This window comes from Rhizobium sp. CBN3, assembly GCF_030518245.1.
Taxonomy (GTDB): Bacteria; Pseudomonadota; Alphaproteobacteria; order Rhizobiales; family Rhizobiaceae; genus Rhizobium; species Rhizobium aethiopicum_A.
Genome location: NZ_JAULSE010000040.1, coordinates 1 through 20370 on the forward strand (window position 1 = coordinate 1; position 20370 = coordinate 20370).

20 protein-coding genes are annotated in these 20370 nt (G+C 61.2%); 5 read left to right on the top strand and 15 right to left on the bottom strand.

Translation table 11 applies throughout. The features are described 5' to 3' along the window. The first annotated feature begins 492 nt into the window (after positions 1-492). Positions 493-2433, top strand: a complete 1941-nt coding sequence (locus tag QWJ46_RS29410; protein ID WP_184460583.1) for a M23 family metallopeptidase — start codon at positions 493-495, stop codon at positions 2431-2433. Between the two features lie 57 nt (positions 2434-2490). Here QWJ46_RS29410 and clpB read toward each other — a convergent pair whose 3' ends face one another. From clpB to QWJ46_RS29440, 6 genes are all read right to left on the bottom strand, one after another. Continuing rightward, positions 2491-5091, bottom strand: a complete 2601-nt coding sequence (clpB, locus tag QWJ46_RS29415) for an ATP-dependent chaperone ClpB (RefSeq protein ID WP_302755965.1) — start codon at positions 5089-5091, stop codon at positions 2491-2493. 252 nt (positions 5092-5343) lie between these two features. Further along, positions 5344-6078 carry a DUF4167 domain-containing protein gene (locus tag QWJ46_RS29420; protein WP_302755967.1) on the bottom strand — a complete coding sequence of 245 codons (735 nt, stop codon included), beginning with the start codon at positions 6076-6078 and terminating at the stop codon, positions 5344-5346. Positions 6079-6421: 343 nt separating this feature from the next. After that, positions 6422-7282 (bottom strand): peptide chain release factor N(5)-glutamine methyltransferase, encoded by an 861-nt coding sequence (gene prmC, locus QWJ46_RS29425; protein ID WP_302755969.1) that lies wholly within the window; start codon positions 7280-7282, stop codon positions 6422-6424. After that, positions 7279-8358 carry a peptide chain release factor 1 gene (gene prfA / locus QWJ46_RS29430; protein ID WP_184460196.1) on the bottom strand — a complete coding sequence of 360 codons (1080 nt, stop codon included), beginning with the start codon at positions 8356-8358 and terminating at the stop codon, positions 7279-7281. Before prfA ends, prmC begins: the two co-directional genes overlap by 4 nt. 28 nt (positions 8359-8386) lie before the next feature. Beyond that, positions 8387-10654, bottom strand: a complete 2268-nt coding sequence (gene ptsP / locus QWJ46_RS29435; RefSeq protein WP_302755973.1) for a phosphoenolpyruvate--protein phosphotransferase — start codon at positions 10652-10654, stop codon at positions 8387-8389. Between the two features lie 89 nt (positions 10655-10743). Beyond that, complete coding sequence (locus tag QWJ46_RS29440) at positions 10744-12018, bottom strand: aspartate kinase (protein WP_064686444.1); 1275 nt, start codon at positions 12016-12018, stop codon at positions 10744-10746. 294 nt (positions 12019-12312) lie between these two features. Here QWJ46_RS29440 and ubiG point away from each other — a divergent pair, with 294 nt between their 5' ends. The 3 genes from ubiG to QWJ46_RS29455 all read left to right on the top strand — a co-directional run bounded on the left by ubiG (position 12313) and on the right by QWJ46_RS29455 (position 13690). Continuing rightward, positions 12313-13059 carry a bifunctional 2-polyprenyl-6-hydroxyphenol methylase/3-demethylubiquinol 3-O-methyltransferase UbiG gene (gene ubiG, locus QWJ46_RS29445; RefSeq protein ID WP_302755978.1) on the top strand — a complete coding sequence of 249 codons (747 nt, stop codon included), beginning with the start codon at positions 12313-12315 and terminating at the stop codon, positions 13057-13059. 62 nt (positions 13060-13121) lie between these two features. After that, on the top strand, positions 13122-13394 hold the full coding sequence (locus tag QWJ46_RS29450; RefSeq protein WP_302755980.1) for a type II toxin-antitoxin system ParD family antitoxin: 273 nt from the start codon (positions 13122-13124) through the stop codon (positions 13392-13394). Continuing rightward, positions 13391-13690 (top strand): type II toxin-antitoxin system RelE/ParE family toxin, encoded by a 300-nt coding sequence (locus tag QWJ46_RS29455; RefSeq protein WP_302755982.1) that lies wholly within the window; start codon positions 13391-13393, stop codon positions 13688-13690. The genes QWJ46_RS29450 and QWJ46_RS29455 overlap by 4 nt, the downstream gene beginning before the upstream one ends. 5 nt (positions 13691-13695) lie before the next feature. Here QWJ46_RS29455 and QWJ46_RS29460 read toward each other — a convergent pair whose 3' ends face one another. From QWJ46_RS29460 to QWJ46_RS29475, 4 genes are read right to left on the bottom strand one after another with little or no spacing between them, the layout of a single operon-like run. After that, positions 13696-14124 (bottom strand): DUF1178 family protein, encoded by a 429-nt coding sequence (locus tag QWJ46_RS29460; RefSeq protein WP_085779603.1) that lies wholly within the window; start codon positions 14122-14124, stop codon positions 13696-13698. Further along, the gene (locus QWJ46_RS29465) at positions 14121-14993 is read right to left on the bottom strand and encodes a carbon-nitrogen hydrolase family protein (protein WP_302755986.1); all 873 of its coding nucleotides are present in this window, start codon (positions 14991-14993) and stop codon (positions 14121-14123) included. Before QWJ46_RS29465 ends, QWJ46_RS29460 begins: the two co-directional genes overlap by 4 nt. Before the next feature lie 11 nt (positions 14994-15004). Continuing rightward, positions 15005-15262: a glutaredoxin 3 gene (gene grxC / locus QWJ46_RS29470; RefSeq protein ID WP_302755988.1), complete on the bottom strand. Its 258-nt coding sequence runs from the start codon at positions 15260-15262 to the stop codon at positions 15005-15007. 32 nt (positions 15263-15294) lie between these two features. After that, positions 15295-16071, bottom strand: a complete 777-nt coding sequence (locus tag QWJ46_RS29475; RefSeq protein ID WP_302755990.1) for a ComF family protein — start codon at positions 16069-16071, stop codon at positions 15295-15297. Between the two features lie 77 nt (positions 16072-16148). Between QWJ46_RS29475 and QWJ46_RS29480 the strand changes: the two genes are divergently transcribed. Beyond that, positions 16149-17033, top strand: coding sequence for a methyltransferase domain-containing protein (locus QWJ46_RS29480; RefSeq protein WP_302756003.1), 885 nt, complete (start codon positions 16149-16151; stop codon positions 17031-17033). Positions 17034-17048: 15 nt separating this feature from the next. Here QWJ46_RS29480 and QWJ46_RS29485 read toward each other — a convergent pair whose 3' ends face one another. The 5 genes from QWJ46_RS29485 to argJ all read right to left on the bottom strand — a co-directional run bounded on the left by QWJ46_RS29485 (position 17049) and on the right by argJ (position 20282). Further along, entirely contained in the window at positions 17049-17216 is a 168-nt protein-coding gene (locus QWJ46_RS29485) for a Flp family type IVb pilin (RefSeq protein ID WP_184460184.1), read from the bottom strand. 81 nt (positions 17217-17297) lie between these two features. Continuing rightward, positions 17298-17615, bottom strand: a complete 318-nt coding sequence (locus QWJ46_RS29490; protein ID WP_064697586.1) for a hypothetical protein — start codon at positions 17613-17615, stop codon at positions 17298-17300. A gap of 228 nt (positions 17616-17843) precedes the next feature. Next, positions 17844-18257, bottom strand: a complete 414-nt coding sequence (gene mutT / locus QWJ46_RS29495; protein WP_302755992.1) for an 8-oxo-dGTP diphosphatase MutT — start codon at positions 18255-18257, stop codon at positions 17844-17846. Continuing rightward, the gene (locus tag QWJ46_RS29500) at positions 18254-19060 is read right to left on the bottom strand and encodes an N-acetyltransferase (RefSeq protein ID WP_302755994.1); all 807 of its coding nucleotides are present in this window, start codon (positions 19058-19060) and stop codon (positions 18254-18256) included. Before QWJ46_RS29500 ends, mutT begins: the two co-directional genes overlap by 4 nt. Beyond that, a complete protein-coding gene (argJ, locus tag QWJ46_RS29505) occupies positions 19041-20282 on the bottom strand; it encodes a bifunctional glutamate N-acetyltransferase/amino-acid acetyltransferase ArgJ (RefSeq protein WP_064806364.1) in 1242 nt (413 codons plus the stop codon). Before argJ ends, QWJ46_RS29500 begins: the two co-directional genes overlap by 20 nt. Positions 20283-20370 lie beyond the last annotated feature (88 nt).

Sequence of the window (20370 nt, forward strand, 5' to 3'; positions counted from 1 at the left end):
ACCTAAGCCCGAAGCAACAAACCAGCAATCGCCAATCCGCTTGAGTTTCTTAAGAGCGAGAGACTTCGTCGCCAGCAGCGCCGCCGCCCTCGTTCAGTGAGTGGGCTTATAATCCCACCCCCTTTTCTAAGTCAACAGCCCTTTTCGAAAAAAATCATTTTTCTTTCAAGTCGTTGTTTTTTCAGAGAAAGTTTCGGCGGAGCCTGTCAATGCGGTCATTTCCCGGATTCTGAGCTGCCTCCACCGAGCCGGAGACGTGAACATTCGTCGATTTTTCGTGGAAAGAGCGCTCTTTCGTCTCTCACGCCCCGACATGATCACAATCTGCTGGTCTTTACGGACACATGATTCACACAGGCAAATGCAGATAGGCTGCCTTTCCAGTGCACGATTTGACTTCAGTGCCCAAAATATGCACATCTTTCGCCCCAGCCAGGATGGCCGAGAAATGCTTCCAGAGATGTCAAATGTAAGGACGCGGACCCGACTGCCATGATGACGGAGAAAATGATGATCCGCTCGTTGGGCAACGAGCCTCCGCTTCTGGCCGACGGCAGGCGTGCGCCCGACAAGCGCGAAGTTTCCTTGCGCTGGCTCTCGGGCACGTTCCTCACCGGTATCACATCCTCTGTCCTGATGGGCGTCGCCCTTTTTGCCGCGCTTGATGGCCGCCAACAGCTGGCGATTCCTGCCGAGGCCTATGCGAGTGCTGCCGCAGAGGCGCATGTGGACACGACCGTGGTCCGCGGCGGCCGGCTGATCGCTCCCGCCATCGCCGCAAAACCTTCGGACCGGGCGATCATGGAAGTATCGACCGTCGTCCATGAAGGCGAGAAGGAGGTCGTGCGCCGCCAGCCCTTCGCGCATGTGAAGATGACGCTGGCCGCCAACCATGTGGCGACCGAGGACTACCCCGATTTCGATCCTCTGGCGATATTTTCCGCCGACGAACCGCAGCCCGCCCCGCAGAGCCGCACCGGCGCACTCTATGGCTCCGACGTTGAATCCGAAGTCAGCCTGAAGACCGTTCCCTTCCCGACCGCCAAGACCAGTATGAAAATGGCCTCCGGCCTGTCGCTCGAGGAGGTCGAGGAAAACGTCCGTTCCAACGGCTCCGTGCTGACCGACGGCAATACGCAGCTCGCGGCCCTCTACTACGTCGATCCACGTCGTTTCTCCAGTGAGGAAGCCGATGTCGATCTGACCGCCGGCCTGTCCGCCCGCGTGCTCGAGCAGAACATGACGGTTTCTGCGCCGGAGTCGATCACGCCGCAGACCGAAGAATTCGCCGACGACGTCCTTCCGGTGCGCGCCGATACACCGATCGCCAAGGCGCTGACGGACTCAGGCTACCCACAGCAATATGCCGATGGCATTGCCAACTATATCTCGCAGCAACTCGGCGCCAGCGATCTCGATAAGGGTGACGTGCTGCGCATCGGCATCATCCAGAAAGGTGAGCAGGCAAAGATCATCCGGGCCAGCGTCTACCGCGGCACGCGCCATCTGGTCACCGTGGCTCTCGACGACAAGGGCAAATACGTGTCCGGCAGCGAGCCGCCGATGCTGGATGCCATCGCCACGGCTTTCGATGACAATACCTTCGCTCCGCCGCCCGGACAGAACCTGCCGCGCGTCTATGACGGCATCTATCGTGCCGCCCTTTCCTATGGCATGACCAAGGATATGACCGCGCTGATCATCAAGCTGCTCGCAAGCAATGTCGATTTCCAGGCGCAGCTGAGATCGACCGATAAGCTGGAGGCCTTCTTCTCCGTCGCCGACAGCACCGGCCAGGCGACCGAGGATTCCGAACTGCTCTACGTCAATGCTCGTTTCGGCGATACGCAGACGCGCTTCTATCGCTTCCAGGATCCCGGCGACGGTACGGTCGATTATTTCGACGAGAACGGCAAGAGCATCCGCCAGTTCCTGCTGCGCAACCCGGTTCCGAACGGCATTTTCAAGTCGGGCTTCGGCATGCGCCGCCATCCGATCCTCGGTTTCGCCCGAATGCATACCGGCGTCGATTGGGCGGCGCCACGTGGCACCGCGATTATCGCCTCCGGCAATGGCACAGTCGAAAAAGCCGGCTGGGATTCCGGCGGATACGGCAATCAGACCATCATCCGCCATGCCAATGGCTATGAATCCTCCTACAATCACCAGAGCGCCATTGCCAAAGGCGTCGTTCCCGGGGCGAAAATACGTCAGGGCCAGGTGATCGGCTGGGTCGGCACGACGGGTGAGTCCACCGGCCCTCATCTGCATTACGAGCTGATCGTCAACGGCACCAAGGTCGATCCGCTGCGCATCCGCCTGCCGGGCGGCAAATCGCTACAGGGCGAGGCGCTGGCGAAATTCGAGGACGAGCGAAAGCGTATCGATACGCTGCTGAACAATCAAACGCCGGATCAGGTGGCGAGCAAGTAGTCTCCAAACGAAAAATGGCGGCTGAAGCCGCCATTTCTCATTCCTCGACAAACCAAATTAAGCCGCTGCGCTCACCGTCTGCCGCGTGCTGAACTGCAGCCGGTCCGAACCGTTCGTCACCTTGACGGTCGATCCGTCCGGTACCTGGCCCGACAGGATCTGCTCGGCCAACGGGTCCTGCACGAACTTCTGGATCACCCGCTTCAGCGGCCTTGCGCCGTAGATCGGATCATAACCCTTGTTCGCAAGCCAATGGCGAGCTTCCTCGTCGAGATCGATAACGATCTTGCGTTCGGACAGCAGAGCCACCAGCCGCTTCAGCTGGATATCGACGATCGCACCCATCTCCTCGCGTTTCAGGCGGTGGAAGAGGATGATCTCATCGATGCGGTTCAGGAATTCCGGCCGGAAATGCCCGCGCACGACATCCATCACCTGCTCGCGAACCGTATCGCTATCGTCGCCGTCCCTGAGCTGCGTCAGATATTCGGCCCCTAGGTTCGAGGTCATGATGATCATCGTATTGCGGAAGTCGACCGTCCGGCCCTGACCGTCCGTCAGCCGTCCGTCGTCCAGCACCTGCAGCAGGATGTTGAAGACGTCGGGATGCGCCTTCTCGATCTCGTCGAACAGCACGACCTGATACGGTCGGCGGCGCACGGCTTCCGTCAGCGCTCCGCCTTCGTCATAGCCGACATAGCCGGGAGGCGCGCCGATCAGCCGGGCGACCGAGTGTTTCTCCATGTATTCCGACATGTCCATGCGCACCATCGCCGTTTCGTCGTCGAAGAGGAAGCGGGCGAGCGCCTTGGTAAGTTCGGTCTTGCCGACGCCGGTCGGGCCGAGGAAGATGAACGAGCCGATCGGCCGGTTCGGATCTTGCAGGCCGGCGCGGGCGCGGCGAACGGCGCGCGATACGGCCTGAACCGCATCGCCCTGGCCGATCACCGATTTCGCCAGCTCGTCTTCCATCCGAAGCAACTTGTCGCGTTCGCCTTCCAGCATCTTATCGACCGGGATGCCGGTCCAGCGGGAAACGACATGGGCGATATTGTCGGGGCTGACCACCTCCTGCACCATCGCGCCGCGCTCGCCATCCTGCTTCTCGGCTTCGACCAGCTGCTTTTCGAGATCCGGAATGACGCCGTAAGTCAGCTCGCCGGCGCGCTGGAATTCACCCTTGCGCTGGGCAATTGCCAGTTCGTTGCGGGCGTCATCGAGCTGCTTCTTGAGATCGGCGGCAAGGCCGAGCTTCTGCTTTTCCGCCTGCCAGCGAGCCGTCAGCGCATCGGCCTCCTCTTCAAGCGCGGTGAGTTCGGTCTCCAGCCGCTTCAGCCGGTCGGCGGAAGCAACGTCTGTTTCCTTCTTCAGCGCCTCGCGCTCGATCTTCATCTGAATGATCCGGCGGTCGAGTTCATCGAGCTCTTCCGGCTTGGAATCCACCTGCATGCGCAGTCGCGCCGCCGCCTCATCCATCAGATCGATGGCCTTATCCGGCAGGAAGCGATCCGTGATATAGCGGTTGGACAGCGTCGCGGCGGCGACCAGCGCCGCATCGGCGATGCGAACCTTGTGATGCTGCTCGTATTTTTCCTTGAGTCCGCGCAGGATCGAGATCGTATCTTCGACCGTCGGTTCGTCGACGACGACAGGCTGGAAGCGGCGGGCAAGCGCCGGATCCTTCTCGACATGTTTACGATATTCGTCGAGCGTGGTTGCGCCGACGCAATGCAGTTCGCCGCGGGCAAGCGCAGGCTTTAGAAGGTTTGAGGCATCCATCGCCCCATCCGCCTTGCCGGCGCCGACCAGCGTGTGCATTTCGTCGATGAACAGGATGATTTCGCCGTTTTCCGCCTGGACTTCATTGAGGACCGCTTTCAGCCGCTCTTCGAATTCGCCGCGGTATTTCGCGCCGGCAATCAGCGCGCCCATGTCGAGCGCCATCAGCTTCTTGTCCTTCAGCGATTCCGGCACGTCGCCGTTGACGATGCGCAGAGCCAGACCTTCGACGATCGCCGTCTTGCCGACGCCCGGCTCGCCGATCAGCACCGGATTGTTCTTGGTGCGGCGCGACAGGACCTGGATGGTGCGACGGATCTCATCGTCGCGGCCGATCACCGGATCGAGCTTGCCCTCGCGGGCTTCGCCAGTGAGGTCGCGGGCGAATTTCTTGAGTGAATCAAAGCCCTGCTCGGCACTGGCGGAATCCGCGGTCCGGCCCTTGCGGATATCGTTGATGACCTGGTTGAGACCTTGGGCTGTCACGCCTGCATTCTTCAGCGTCGAATAGGTCGAAGCCGAGGATTCGATCGCCAGCGCCTGCAGCAGACGTTCGACCGTGACAAAACTGTCGCCGGCTTTCTTAGCCACCTCTTCGGCGGTCGAAAGCACCTTGGCGAGCGGCTGCGCCAGGTAGATGTTGCCGTTGCCGCCTGATATCTTCGGCAACTTGGCAAGAGCCGCGTCATTGGCAAGGCGAGCAGCCTTGGCATCGCCGCCGGCACGCTCGATCAGTGAGGCCGCCATGCCCTGATCGTCGTCGAGCAGAACTTTGAGCACATGTTCGGGTGAAAATTGCTGATGCCCCTGCGCCAGCGCATAGGTCTGGGCCGACTGGATGAAGCCGCGCACCCGCTCGGAATATTTCTCGATGTTCATATTCTACCTCCATTGATCGCCCTGCCCTTACGAGGCGCAGACCGATGATTGAGATCGACCCCCTAAAAAGGCAGGCCGCGCTTGGCCCGTCTGGGATTTGGGCGAAGCAGTCGAGGAGAATATGGTACGCTGTTTCGGGAGTTTAAAGAGCCTATAAGACGAAAATCCCCGGCACGAGGCCGGGGATTTTCAAGGAAATTCGAACAGATGGCATGAGCACCTGGCTCTCCCCGAAAGGAGCGGCCAGATCCCTTATTCCGATGCGGCATCCGCCAGAACCGGCGCCTCGGCGGAAGCACCCTCGCCTTCGCCTTCGGAGGCTGCATCGCCGTCTGCGCCGCGACGCGGGCGACGGGGACGATTGCCGGGGCTACGACGACGGGGCTGGCGTTCGCGTGACTGGCCGGCAGAGCCTTCCTCGTCCATGGCGACCTCGGCAGGAATGCCTTCGATCTCCGGCTGCGGGCCGGTTCCGTCGATGATCTCGGGCTGAGGTGCCGGGGCAGGCGCCGCAACGGGTGCCGGCGCGGGCTTTGACTGTGCCTGCGGCTGATGCTGCCTGCTCTGCGGCGGCTGCACGACGACGACATCGTCGCCATCATTGTCGCTGGTATCGATGTCGTCGCTGTCGCGATCCGCCGCGTCGCGGTCATTGTAGTCGCTGCGATCGTCGCGCTGGAACCGCTCCTGCATCTGCGCCTGAGCGCTGGCGATGATCCGATTGTAATGTTCGGCGTGCTGAAGATAATTCTCGGCTATCACACGGTCGCCGGAGCTCTGGGCATCACGGGCAAGTTGCGCATATTTCTCTGCGATATGCTGTGCAGTACCACGAATCTTCACATCGGGGCCGGAGCTGTCATAGCTCCGGGTCAGCGGGTTACCGCCCTTGCGGTTGAAATTGTTGTTATTGTTATTTCCGCCGCCGCCATTGTTATTGTTGTTACCACGCCCTCGACCGCGCTTGTTTTGCTGTCCTGGCCTCATAGATCGTTCACCTGAATTCTCTGTTTGTGATGGATACATGGCACTAACCGCCATGACCGGAAAACCGGGTCAGGACCTTTGTGCCGCGAGCATACTGCGCCTTTGCGCCGACCTGCCGCTTGGTTCTCAAGTCAGTTTGACTGATTCACGCGTTGGGTCGTGTTCAACCGTTGAAACTCTCATTTAAAAGAGCGGACCCCCGAGGCAAACCAAGTACCGAACGAATCTCGTTCATTCCTATCTGCCCAACACGTGTCCGCAACCTATATTGCTTCCCTGGGAAATCCAAGCCTTTTCTTCGCAATAGCAATAATGTCCCGCCCGATGCCGCAATTACCGCCTTTTACGCGAGCGCGAAAACGAGCGCCCTGTCGTTCTGACCATAATCCTTCACGGATTTGAGGCACCTGAAGCCTTTCGCTTCGAAGATCGCCGTCACATCGTTTCGCTGATCGTAGCCGATTTCCAGTCCGAGAACCCCATCGGGCCTCATGAACCTTGCCGCATCCTTGGCTATGGCTTTGTAAGCGTCAAGCCCATCCGGGCCGCCATCCAGCGCTGCAACCGGATCAAATTTCGTCACTTCGGGAGCGAGATCGTGAATGACATTGGAGGCAATATAGGGCGGATTTGAGACAATCGCGTGAAAGGAGCCCTGGATGTTCTCGAACCATTTCGACTGCGCGGCCTGAAAACGATCCTGCAACCCGTTTCTTTCTGCATTTGACTTCGCCGTCCTAAGTGCATCAGCCGATATGTCGCTGCCGATACCTGACGCCTCGGGACATTCACGCAAGAGCGCGAGGCATATCGCCCCACTCCCAGTTCCGATATCAAGAATATGGAGATTGCGTTGCGCCTTTGCAAGGTCCTTCAGAAAAGGAAGCACTGTATCGACCAGGATTTCCGTATCCGGACGCGGCTCCAAAGTTTCTGCCGACAAGCCAAGCGGCAGGCCGTAGAATTCCCGCTCGCCCAGAATACGATGCACCGGCTCATGGCCGAGACGCCGCTCCAAGGCCCTCGAAATCGTCTCCGCCTGATCGGAAGAGAGCCTCTCGGCCGACCGCGTCAAAAGCTCCGTCGAGGACAGTTTCAAAAGGCCTGCGACAAGCAGCCGCGCATCGGTCACCGGATCGACAATGCCTGCCTCTGTGAAACGACGGCGCGCTTCGGCAAGCATATCGGCGACCGTAGCGCTCATTGCTGTTCGCCGAGTTGCGCCAGCTGGCTTGCCTGATAATCGGCCATCAATGCGTCGACGACCTCTTCGATCTCGCCTTCCATCATCCGGTCGAGCTTGTAAAGCGTCAGATTGATGCGATGGTCCGTTATGCGACCCTGGGGGAAATTGTAGGTACGGATGCGTTCCGAACGATCGCCGGAGCCGACCTGGCTCTTGCGATCGGCCGAGCGCTCGCTATCGGCCCGCTGCCGCTCGGCGTCGTAAAGCCTGGAGCGCAAGACCTGCATCGCCTTGGCGCGGTTCTGATGCTGTGACTTTTCTGAGCTGGTGACGACGATGCCGGTCGGCAGATGGGTGATGCGCACCGCCGAGTCGGTCGTATTGACGTGCTGACCGCCGGCGCCCGACGACCGCATCGTATCGATGCGAATATCTTCGGGCCGGATGTCGATGTCGATCTCCTCGGCTTCCGGCAGCACCGCCACCGTCGCGGCCGAAGTATGGATGCGCCCGCCTGCTTCGGTCTCCGGCACGCGCTGCACACGGTGCACGCCGGATTCGAACTTCAACTTGGCGAAGACGCCCCGGCCTGTGATCGTCGCGATGATTTCCTTGTAGCCGCCGGCTTCACCCTCGCTTGCCGAGAGCACCTCTACCTTCCAGCCCTTTTCCGACGCGAAACGTTCGTACATCCGGAAAAGATCGCCAGCAAAAAGGGCAGCTTCCGAGCCGCCGGTGCCGGCGCGGATTTCCAGGATCGCGCTCTTTTCGTCGGCTGCGTCCTTCGGCAGAAGCAGGATCTGCATTTCCTGCTCCAGCGCCTCGATCCGCGCTTTCACTTCGGGCAGTTCGAGTTCGGCAAGATCGCGCATCTCGCGATCGACCGATTTGTCCTCGAGCAGCGTCTCGAGATCGGCAAGCTCGGCAACAGCCTTCTCATAGGCGCGGATCTTCGCCACGACAGGCTGCAGCTCGGAATATTCGGATGCGAGCTTCACATAGACATCGGCGGCCGGGCCGGCCGACATGCGCGCTTCGATCTCGCCGAAACGGCGTTCCAGCTCGCGCATTTTTTCAACGGGAAGCTTCGCCACCCTTCACTCCGATTCTTCTTATATTTCTCTAAAGGGGAATATTGTGGCTCTCGGCGAAGCGGGCAAGCACCTCGCGCATCGACACCGTGCTGCGATGATCGTTCAGCACTTCGTCCATCACCTTCGCCAGCGCCTCGACATCAAGCCCGAGCAGCATCGCCTTTACCGGACCGATCGAGGCTGGCGACATCGAGATCGACCGAAAGCCGATGCCGAGCAGCGCCATTGCCGAAAGCGGCTTGCCGGCAAGCTCGCCGCAAAGCGTCACTGGCGTCGTGTTCCGATCCGCCCCGCGCACGATATCACGGAGGATCCGCAAAAACGGCTTGCCGAGGGGGTCGAAGCGATCGGACACCCGCGCATTGCCGCGATCGACCGCCATAGAAAACTGGAAAAGGTCGTTGGAGCCGACCGAGACGAAATCGACCGCCTCCATCAGCTCGTCGAGCTGCCAGAGCAGCGCGGGCACCTCCAGCATCGCTCCGAATTGCAGCTTGCGCGGCAGTCCATGCCCGAAGCGCGACAGATGCTGCACTTCCTTCTGCAGGAGTTCGCGCACCATCTTCAGCTCGGAAACCTCGGTCACCATCGGCACCATCAGCTTCAGCTCGGTGCCGGCGGACGCCTTCAGCATGGCGCGCAGCTGGGTGCGCAACAACCCCGGACGGTCGAGCGACAGCCGGATCGCGCGCCAGCCGAGTGCGGGATTTTCCTCCTCATGGCCTCGGAAATAAGGCACCACCTTGTCGCCGCCGATATCGAGCGTGCGGAAGGTGACGACGCGGCCTGCCGCCTGTTTGATCACATTGCGGTAGAACTGCTCCTGCTCTTCCGCCTTCGGCATGGTCGAGGCAATCATGAACTGCAGCTCGGTGCGGAAGAGACCGATGCCCTCCGCACCCGATTCCGAGAGCTGCGGCAGGTCGACCAGCAGGCCGGCATTCATCATCAGCGAGATCCGCTGGCCGTCCTTGGTGACCGGCTCGATCGCGCGCAACGCCCGGAACTGCTCCTGCCGCCTCGCGCGGAAGCGCACTTTTTCCTCGTAGGAGCGCCGATGATCGGCCATCGGCCGCAGATGCACATGCCCTTCGTCGGCGTCGATGATCACGGCATCGCCATTCTCGGCGAGCGCCACAACACCCGCCGCCTGGCCGATGACGGGAATGCCCATGGCGCGGGCGACGATCACCACATGGCTCGTCACCGCTCCCTCTTCCAGCACCAGCCCGCGCACGTTGGCGCGGGGATAATCGAGCAGCTCGGCCGCCCCCATGGCCCGCGCAAGGATGATCGCGTCATTGGGAAAACCTTCGGCGGTCGTCCGCCCGGTATAACCCGTCAACTGCCTGAGCAGCCGGTTCGCCAGATCCTCGAAATCGTGCATGCGTTCGCGCAGATATGGGTCGGTCAGCCGCATCATCCGCGCCTTGGTGTCGCTCTGCACCTTTTCGACCGCCGCTTCCGCCGTCAGGCCGTTGCGGATCGCCTCCTCGAGCTTGCGCACCCAGCCCTGGTCATGCGCGAACATGCGATAGGTTTCGAGCACCTCGCGATGCTCGCCTTCCATCGACACGTCGCGGCGCGACAGCATGTCGTCGATCGAGATCCTGAGCGACCCCATGGCCTCCGCCAGCCGGCGGATTTCCTTCTCGGCATCCTCGTTCAGCAGGTTGGTGACGACGATGCGCGGCTCGTGCAAGACGACATAGCCGAGGCCGATGCCGTCATTATAGGTGTCGCCATCGATCGTCACCGATCGCGTCAGGTCGAGTTCGAGGCCCGGCTTGGTGATCTTCTTGAGCTCGCCGGTGGCGATCATCTCGGCAAGCACCATCGCCGTCGTTTCGAGTGCTTCCACCTCCTCCTCGCGATAGTTGCGGCTCGCCTTGTTCTGGACGACGAGAACGCCAAGCGAGCGCCCGGTCCTGAGGATCGGCACACCGAGGAAGGAATGGTAGATTTCTTCGCCCGTCTCCGGCAGGTAGCGGAAGGCCGGATGCGACTGAGCGTCGGAAAGGTTCAGCGGCTGCGCCGAGGCCGCGATCGTGCCGACGAGGCCCTGCCCCATCTTCAGCTGCGCCAGGTGCACCGCTTCCCGGTTGAGGCCTTCGGTCGCGTAGAGTTCGAGCACGCCATCGGCGCGCAGCACATAGACGGAGCAGACTTCCGCCACCATGTTGCTGGCAATCTGGCGGACGATTCGGTCAAGACGATCCTGCGGCTCCAGCGGCTCTGCCATCAACTCGCGCAGCCGCCTGAGCAGCACGCGCGGACCGCCGGAAAGGTCTCTCATGGCGTCTCAAGCTCCCGAAACAACGCACTCAGTCCCGGCAGGCCGGCCCTCGTCTACTCAACCTGAAGGGGCAGGCCGCCCACTGGGAATCAATTCTTATCCAGACCGTAGCAGGAATGCAAAGTCCTGACAGCGAGTTCTGCATAAGGACCGTCGATCAGGATGGAAATCTTGATCTCGGAGGTGGTGATCGCTTTGATGTTGATGCCTTTTTCGGCAAGGGCACGAAACGCGGTGGCAGCGACGCCCGCATGGCTGCGCATGCCGATGCCGATGACCGAGACTTTCACCAGCCCCGATTCGTTCTGCACGACATCGTAGCCGATCTTCTCCTTATGGTCGCCGAGCACCTTGATCGCCTTCTCGACGTCGCCTGACGGCACGGTGAAGGTCATGTCGGTCTTCGATCCGTCCTCGGAGATATTCTGGACGATCATGTCGACATTGATATGGGATTCGGCAAGCGGCCCGAAGATCGCGGCGGAGACGCCCGGCCGGTCAGCAAGACGGCGAAGCGAGATCTGAGCCTCATCCTTGGCATAGGCGATGCCGGTGACTACTTCCTGTTCCACGATTTCATCCTCGTCACAAATCAGCGTTCCGGGCGGGTTCAACAGATCGCCCATGCCCGGAGCATCGGGATCTTCGAAAGACGAGCGCACGAAGGTACGCACCTTGTGCACCATCGCAAGCTCGACCGAGCGCACCTGCAGCACCTTGGCGCCGAGCGAGGCCATCTCAAGCATTTCCTCGAAGGCGATCTTCTTCAGCCTGCGGGCCTGCGGCACGATACGCGGATCGGTCGTATAAACCCCGTCGACATCGGTATAGATATCGCAGCGATCCGCTTTGACAGCCGCGGCAATGGCGACGGCCGACGTGTCCGACCCGCCGCGTCCCAGAGTGGCGAGGCGGTTGTCAGGCCCTAATCCCTGGAAACCGGCGATAACGGCGACCTGTCCCTCGCCCATCCGCTTGATGATGTCGGAGCCATCGATTTCCAGAATCCGGGCCGCGCCATGCGCGTTATCGGTGCGGATCGGGATCTGCCAACCCTGCCAGGAGCGGGCATTGATATCCATCGCCTGCAATGCGATCGCAAGCAGCCCAGACGTCACCTGCTCGCCGGAAGCGACCACCGCGTCATATTCGCGCGCATCGTAAAAGGGAGAATTGGCGCCGATCACCTTCGGCATGCCTTGCACCCAGCCGACCAGCTCATTGGTCTTGCCGGACATGGCCGAGACCACCACCGCGACCTCGTGGCCGGCATCGACTTCGCGTTTCACGTGGCGGGCAACGTTCTTGATGCGGTCCAGGTCAGCGACGGACGTGCCGCCGAATTTCATTACGATGCGTGCCATATGCCTCTACCACGACTGGCGCCGGACAGCGGAAACCCGACCCGGCATCACGAAAGCTCTGGGGCGAACCGCTTGGCGAAAGAGCCGGGCTTCCATTTCTGGAACCGCTCTAAAGCCCAGGCCCTGAAGGCCCCAAGTTGCGGGGTCTCTTAGCGAGTTTGGCGGGGGGAGGCAAGCGCACGATATAAACCAATTGCCGAGCGTCTGCACGCCCGTCGCTCCTCGATAACCTCCGCCCTTGACATATGCCACCGTTCGTCCGACTTCACTTGTCACGAACGCAAGGAGAAGACCATGACGGAAGGCGCCAGGAGCACGATCGACCAGGGCGAAGTGGACCGCTTCTCGGCGATGGCGGCGGAATGGTGGAGCCCGACCGGCAAGTTCAAGCCTTTGCACAAATTCAACCCCGTCCGCCTCACCTATATAAGAGACAGGGCCTGCGAGAATTTCGGCCATGATCCCAAAAGCGCCCGCCCGCTGGAAGGTCTGCGCGTGCTCGATATCGGCTGCGGCGGCGGTCTCCTGTCCGAACCCGTCGCCCGCATGGGCGCCTCTGTCGTCGGCGCGGACCCCTCCGAGAAGAATATCGGCATCGCCTCGACCCATGCGAAGGCCTCCGGCGTTCCGGTCGACTATCGCGCCGTCACCGCCGAGGAACTTGCCGACGCCGGCGAGACTTTCGATATCGTCTTGAACATGGAAGTGGTCGAACACGTCGCCGACGTCGAGTTCTTCATGACGACCTGCGCAAAAATGGTCCGCCCCGGCGGCCTGATCTTCGTCGCCACCATCAACCGCACGATGAAGGCGGCGGCACTTGCCATCTTCGCCGCCGAAAACATCCTGCGCTGGCTGCCGCGCGGCACCCATCAATATGAAAAACTGGTGCGCCCGGAAGAGCTGGAAAAGCCGCTCACGGCAAGCGGCCTTGAGATTACCGACCGCACCGGCGTCTTCTTCAATCCACTATCCAACCAGTGGAACCTGTCCAAAGATATGGACGTGAATTACATGCTGCTGGCAAAACGCGAGGCGTAGGCAGGTCTTCGCATCCGGAAAACTGTGATAAAGTGAATCCGTTCATCCGAAGGAGAAACTCGATGGGCGAAGCCGCAAAAATTACCGTTACCCTGGAACCTCGTCTCGAAGAATATGTGCGCGACGAAGTTGCCCGCGGCGCCTTCAAGTCGAGCAGCGACTATATCGAAAGCGTACTGCGCGAGCGCTACAATGACGATCGACGCGTTCACGAATTGGAAGAAGAACTGCAAAAGGGCATCGAGGATCTGGAAGCCGGCCGGAGCGTATCCCTTGATGAGGCGTTCGGCGGTGTCTACGCCGAACTCGGATTGGACAAGCTCCGTAGCCGATGAAGGTGGCCTTCTCCCAGGCCGCCCGTGCCGATCTGCTCGCAATCGGCCGCTATATTCTTGAACAAAATCCAACACGCGCTTTGCCGTTCATGGACGAACTACGCTCTGCATGTGTGGAGATTGCGGACATGCCTCATGCCTTCATCGAACTTAGATTGCCGCGACTGAGAGGAGTTCGAAGGCGCCCTTTCGGAAACTATCTCATCTTCTATCGCGTTGAGGGCTCCACGGTGCAGGTAATGCGTATCCTGCATGGCGCACGAGACTACATCAACATCCTTCGACGGATGAGTTAGGCATCTCAGTTCACGTCTTCCGGCAGCACCGGAATGGCGGCGATCTCGATGCCCTCTTCGACGAGCGCCTGCGCCTCGTCGACCGTCGCCTGGCCGATGATGCCGCGGGCATCCGCCTCGCCATAGTGGATCTTGCGGGCTTCCTCAGGGAACTTCGCGCCGACATCCTCGGAATTGGCCTTGACGGCCGCGACCGCCTCTTTGAGCTTTTCCAGGGCCTCCCGGCGCATGGCGTCCATCGCCAGCGTCTGCCTCTCGTCCTTCTTGCGCGCAGTCGACACCGAAGGCGCCATCAGGAGCTTGGAGACGGCGGCGGAATGACAGACCGGGCAGGTCAGGAACCCGCTCGCGACCTGACGGTCGAAATCGGCGCTTTCCGAAAACCAGCCTTCGAATTCATGGGCATTGTCACAGGTAAGCGAATAGCGGATCAAGCGGCGACGCCTCCTGCGACTGCCCCCGCGATCTTCTCGACCGAGAATTCCCGGCCGTTCCTGAGGTTCGGGATCTTGTCATGGGCGGCCTTGACCGCGCCAGGATCGATCTCGGCGACGATGACCGCCTCGCCCGTTGCGCCGGCCGAGGCCAGCACCGTTCCCCAGGGGTCGATGATCATCGAGTGACCGAAGGTCTCGCGCCCGTCCTCGTGCCGCCCATCCTCATGCCGGCCGGCCTGCGCCGCGGCAACGACGAAAACGCCGTTCTCGATCGCCCGTGCTCTCAGCAGGATTTCCCAATGCGCCTCACCGGTCTGCTTGGTGAACACGGCAGGAACCGTCATTACCTCGGCGCCGGCAACGGCCTGAGCGCGGAAAAGTGCGGGGAAGCGGACGTCGTAGCAGATAGCAAAACCCATTTCCGCAAAGGGCAGCGACAGGACGCGGGCTTCCGAGCCGGCCGTATAGAACGCGCTTTCGCGCCAGCTCTCACCATTGTCGAGATCAACGTCGAACATATGGATCTTGTCGTAGCGATTGAGAATCCGCCCGTCAGGACCAAAGAGGAAGCCGCGGTTGGCGACCTTGCCGTCGGCGAGGGCGATTGCCGTCGAACCGACATGCATGTAGATGCCGAGTTCGCTAGCAAGTTCGGAGCCTGTCTTGACGATAATATCGCGCGCCTCATCGGTAAGCACGGCGCGTGCCGCCGCGCGGTCACGCTGCAGCATGCCCGTCATTTCAGGCGTCTGCACATAGGTGGCGCCTTGGGCCACCGCCTCGCGCACCAGCCGCGCCATGGCGGCGGCGTTCTTTGCCGGATCGACCCCGGAGCACATCTGAACGGCGGCAGCCTTGAAGCTCATCGGGTCTTCCTTCAGGCCGCCAGCATCGGATCGAGCTTGCCGGCGCGATCGAGCGCGAAGAGGTCGTCACAACCGCCGACATGTTCGGCGCCGATGAAGATCTGCGGGAAGGTCGCGCGCCCATTCGCCTTGCCGATCATCTCCTGGCGAAGATCCGGCGAATAGGTCGCGTCGTGCTCGACATAGTCGACGCCTTTTTGTTCGAGAAGGGACTTGGCGCGGCTGCAATAACCGCAGAACTGCCGTGTATAGATGGTGACGGGTACCATGATATCTCCAGACGGATGCCGGGTATTTTCTGTCATATAGGCTCGGAAAGGGCCCTTGCAAAGGTCAAAACCGTTATCTCGGCCGCACGCGCCTTCCGCAGCGTCCGGCTGGCGGCGGCGACTGTCGCCCCTGTTGTGTAGACATCATCGACAAGCACAATACGCTTGCCGAAAACGTCGTCCTCGCAGCCTTTGGCAATCGCGAAAGCACCTCTGACATTGTCCTCGCGCGCCTTGGCGCCGAGGCCGACCTGCTGACTGGTGCGCTTGACGCGGATGAGCGTTGCAGCAAGCAGCGGTTTGCCCGATAGGTTCGCCATATGGCGGGCAAGTTCGGCAGCCTGGTTGAACTTGCGGGCCAGCATGCGGGTGCGGTGCAACGGCACCGGGATCAGCGCATCGCAGCTTTCCACCGCGCCGTCGGACGCACGCAGCATCCAGCCGGCCATCATCGGCGCGAGATCGGTGCGATCGCGATATTTCAACCCGTGAACGAGATCTCGGACGGCATGGTCGTGCGTCGCCGCCGACCGCAACCGATCGAAAGGCGGCGGATTGGCGATCGCCTCAGCGCTGAGGATGCCGGCGCCGAGATCATGCGAGAAGGGAATACCGAGCACTTCGCAATAGGGCCGCTCGATGAATCGGATGCCGGACCAGCATTTCGCGCACAGTCCGCGATGGCCGCCGGTCGAAATGCCGCAGACGGAACAGGCGGGCGGATAGAGAAAATCGGCAAGCGCCGAAAACGGGCGCAGGAGATGCGCCCGGAGCAAATCTGCCGGCCATTCGGAGTGGATCCGTTTCATGAGGTCGAGACTAGCCTGTTCTCTTCGAAAGGAAAATCGCCTTGCCGCTGCAGCGAGCCGGGACTATGGACATCCGCATGGAAACGATCTTCGACAGAGCCCTGATCGCCGCACATCGCCATCGCGCCCTTGTTAACAACGACCTGAAAGCCGTCTTCCTGCTCGACATCGCGGCCGAGGAAATGGCCGAGAGGCTTGGTGTCGTCGAGCGGCGCTTCGAAACCGCCGTTGAATTGCATGGCACGACCGGTGCAGCCGCCCGCGCGGCAATGGCGACGGGCAAGATCGGCACGATGATCCGCGTCGAGAGCGAGAAGGCCTATGCGGGCCCGGGTGAAACTTTTGTCGAGGCGCCGCTCGAGGAGGTGCCGCTTGCGCCGCAATCGGCCAATCTCATCCTCGCGCCGCTCAGCCTTCACCTGACCAACGATACGCCCGGCGTTTTCATTCAGATTCGCCGTGCTCTGAAGCCGGACGGCCTGTTCCTGGCGGCCATTCCCGGCGCCGGCACGCTGCAGGAACTGCGCGACGTACTCTTGGCCGCCGAGGTCGAAATGACGGGCGGCGCAAGCCCGCGCGTCATCCCTTTCGCCGATGTGCGCGATATCGGCAGTCTGATGCAGCGCGCCGGCTTCACCCTTCCGGTGATCGACGCTGAGAACTATACGGTCCGATATGACTCGCTCTTCCCGCTGATGCGCGATCTCAGGGCGATGGGCATGAGCAATCCGCTTGCAGCCCGCAGTCGCATGCCGCTGACGCGCGCCTTCTTCGTGCGCGCCGCGGAGATCTACGCTGAACGCTATTCCGATCCCGACGGACGCATTCGCGCGACATTCTCGATCATCTATGTCTCCGGATGGGCTCCGCACGAGAGCCAGCAGAAACCGCTCCAGCCGGGCTCGGCCAAAGCACGCCTTGCCGACGTGCTGAAAGTGGACGAACACAAACTCAGGCAGTGATCGTCCGCAGCTTCGTCAATTGATGGTGATATTGTTGGTGACGACGTTGAAGACGTTCTGCAGGCTGCCGGTGAAGATGCCGAGACCGGAGACAAGCGCTGTGCAAATGATGGCGGCGATCAGGCCGTATTCGACCGCCGTCGCGCCGGTGTCATCTGCAAGAAATGCTTTCCAAAGACGCATTACCCCAACCTTCTGCGTGAACCGCCTGCGACGATCAATTCCACAGCCACCGGGCGATGGCCGTCATTCCAATCATCCAGCTCAGCAACCGGCGCCGACGCCGTAGCCTTGGACGACGCAGACTGAGCCGGGCGTGTCCTGAAGGACGCTACGACGAATGGTATAGTGCTTGCCGCTTTCGTTCTTCGGAATCGATCCGGTCGTGATCGTATCGAAATCGACCGGTGCGCTCGCAAAGACGCTTTTCTTCGAGGAATCCGCAAGCATGGGCGTCAGAATCAACGTCAACGCGACCACCGCCGTGCCGAACAGAAGGGCGATATTGAGCGCACCCGTCCTGCGCGAGGCAGACGAAGCCCGTTCCTTTTCCCGGACAGCTTTCCAGAAATCATCGTCCATGACGTCAAGCCTTTTAATACACGCACGCCAGATGCTTGATTGAGGCCGATCTTTGGCAGAAGGTGTTAAACGATCCATTAATATCCACAGCCGAAAACGCTGCGGCACAATAAAAATCAGCCAATGCTAATACATGTCGGCCGGAAGCCTGCAGTGGTTCCGGGATAACGAGTCCTGTCGAATAACAATGTAAAGCGCATCGCACCGATCAAGTTCAATGGGCGCACTTTAGAGTAAATCCTGCAGCATCGGGATAAGCGGCTCGTCGGCGGGCGGCATGGGATAGTCGCGCAGCGCCTGCGCCCGCACCCATTTCAAAGCCTGCCCCTCAAGGCCTTGGGCAATTCCCTCATAACGCCGGCAGATATAGAGCGGCATCAACAAGTGGAACGTCTCGTAGGAATGGCTGGCAAAGGTGAGCGGCGCCAGGCAGGCGATCTTGGTCTTGACACCAAGCTCTTCGTCGAGCTCACGCACCAGCGTCTCCTCCGGAGTCTCGCCGGGCTCGACTTTCCCTCCGGGAAACTCCCAAAGTCCGGCCAGGGATTTTCCCTCGGGACGCTGTGCCAATAGGATACGCCCATCGGCATCGATCAGCGCACAGGCGGCGACCAGCAATAGTTTTCGGCCTGCCTCGCTCATCGCGGACCTCGCTGCCAATAGCAATAATGATAGGCATCGCGAAAACCGAAGCGCTCGTAGAGCGCGATGGCCGGGCGATTGGAAAGCCTGACCTGCAGCCAGGCCGAGCGGGCGCTGCGCATGCGCGCCCAGCGCAGCGCCGAGGTCAGGATTTCGGTGCCGAGCCCCTCGCGCCGCCGCGTTTCGCAGACTGAAAGCGACATGATGCCGGCAAGATCGTTGTCCTGGACGCAGAGCACGGTCGCGAGCGGTCCCTCCACGGCATTCTCGATCATGAACAAACCCGACGGCGGCTTGATCGCCGAAATGATTTCGGCAAGCGCCGGCTTCAGGCTCAGCGGCGCCTTATCGACCGCCAGGTTGGCATCGACGAAACGGCCGACATCGTGGGTCGGCAGATGATCGAGAGTGTCCGGCAGCTCAGCCTCGGTGAGATCGCAGGTCATCACCACGGTCTCGTCGAACCGTGTCCAGTTCCGGGCGCTGAGAAGCTCGATCAGCACCGGCGAAGCGAGCGGCGTCTGACGGACCACGGCGGCGCGGCCATAAGCCTCGAACTTCCGGCTCGCCTTTTCCAGACGGATCTCGACATCACGATGGTCCGAGGGATCGAGCGGCACGATGGAATTCAGCCGGTTGGACGGATGGCCCGCCGTCAGCCGCACCTGCCAGCTGCCGTCATATTGCACGGACGCCGCCGGCCAGGCGCGAAAGCCGACGGCCTCCAGCCTGCGGACCAACGGCAGATTCTTTGAAGATATGGATGCCTGCACCAATGGACGATCAGCTCCGATAGTCGCCATTGATCGCAACATATTCCTTGGTGAGGTCGCAGGTCCAGACGGTCGCCGACCCAGTGCCGAGGCCGATATCGACTTTGACGGGGATATCCTGCGCTTTCATGACGTTTGAGGCGGCTGCCTCGGAATAATCCGGGTCACGCTCGCCGTTGACGGCGACCCTGATGTCCCCGAACCAGATGGCAAGCCGGTCGCGGTCGGCCATCTCGCCGGATTTGCCGACCGCCATGACGATACGGCCCCAATTGGCGTCTTCGCCGGCGGCAGCCGTCTTGACCAGCGGCGAATTGGCGATCGACAACGCAATGCGCTTGGCGGCGGCATCGCTCTCGGCGCCCGTCACAGTGATTTCGAGCATCTTGGTGGCGCCTTCGCCATCGCGCACAACCTGCAGCGACAGGTCCTTCAGCACTTCGTTGAGAGCGGCGCGGAAGGCGGCGAGGCGCGGATCGTCGGCGCGTTCGATGCGGGCCTGGCCGTCCTCGGCCGCAGCCCCCGTCGCAAACAGCATCAGCGTATCGGAGGTGGACGTGTCGCTGTCGACGGTCATGGAATTGAAGGTCGGCCCGACGCCGTCGGACAGAAGCGCCTGCAGCGCTTCGGACGCGATGTCGGCATCGGTAACGACGAAGGAGAGCATCGTCGCCATGTCGGGCGCAATCATGCCGGCGCCTTTGGCAATGCCGTTGATCGTCACGGCCACGCCGCCGATCTCGGCGCTGCGGGTCGAAACCTTGGGATAGGTATCGGTCGTCATGATCGCTTTGGCGGCTTCGAACCAGAAATCGCCGGTCGCCTCGGCCTGCATCCTGTCAAGGACGCCTGAGAATTTGGTGGCGTCGAGCGGCTCGCCGATGACGCCGGTCGATGCCAGATAGATCTCGTTTTCGCCGCAGCCGACGGCCGCAGCAGCCGACTTCGCCGTCAGCGCGGTTGCCTGGCGGCCCTTCATGCCGGTAAAGGCATTGGCGTTGCCGGAATTGACGACGACGGCGCGCGCAGTGCCGTGCGGCAGGTTCGCGCGGCAGAAATCGACTGGCGCGGAGGGGCATTTGGAACGGGTGAAGACGCCCGCGACCGATGCCGGCTTATCGAAAACCATCATCAGCACGTCGGTGCGGTTCTTGTACTTGATGCCGGCCGAAGCCGTCGCCATGCGCACGCCGCGCAGCGAAGGCATCGGAACGAAGGATTTCGGGGCGAGCGGCGAAACGGAACCGGACATGATGAAACCTGCCAATGAGCATTTCCCGGCGACTGAAAGAACCGGCTCGCCGTCTGGAAATGCGACAACAACGATAAGGAAGGGCCCG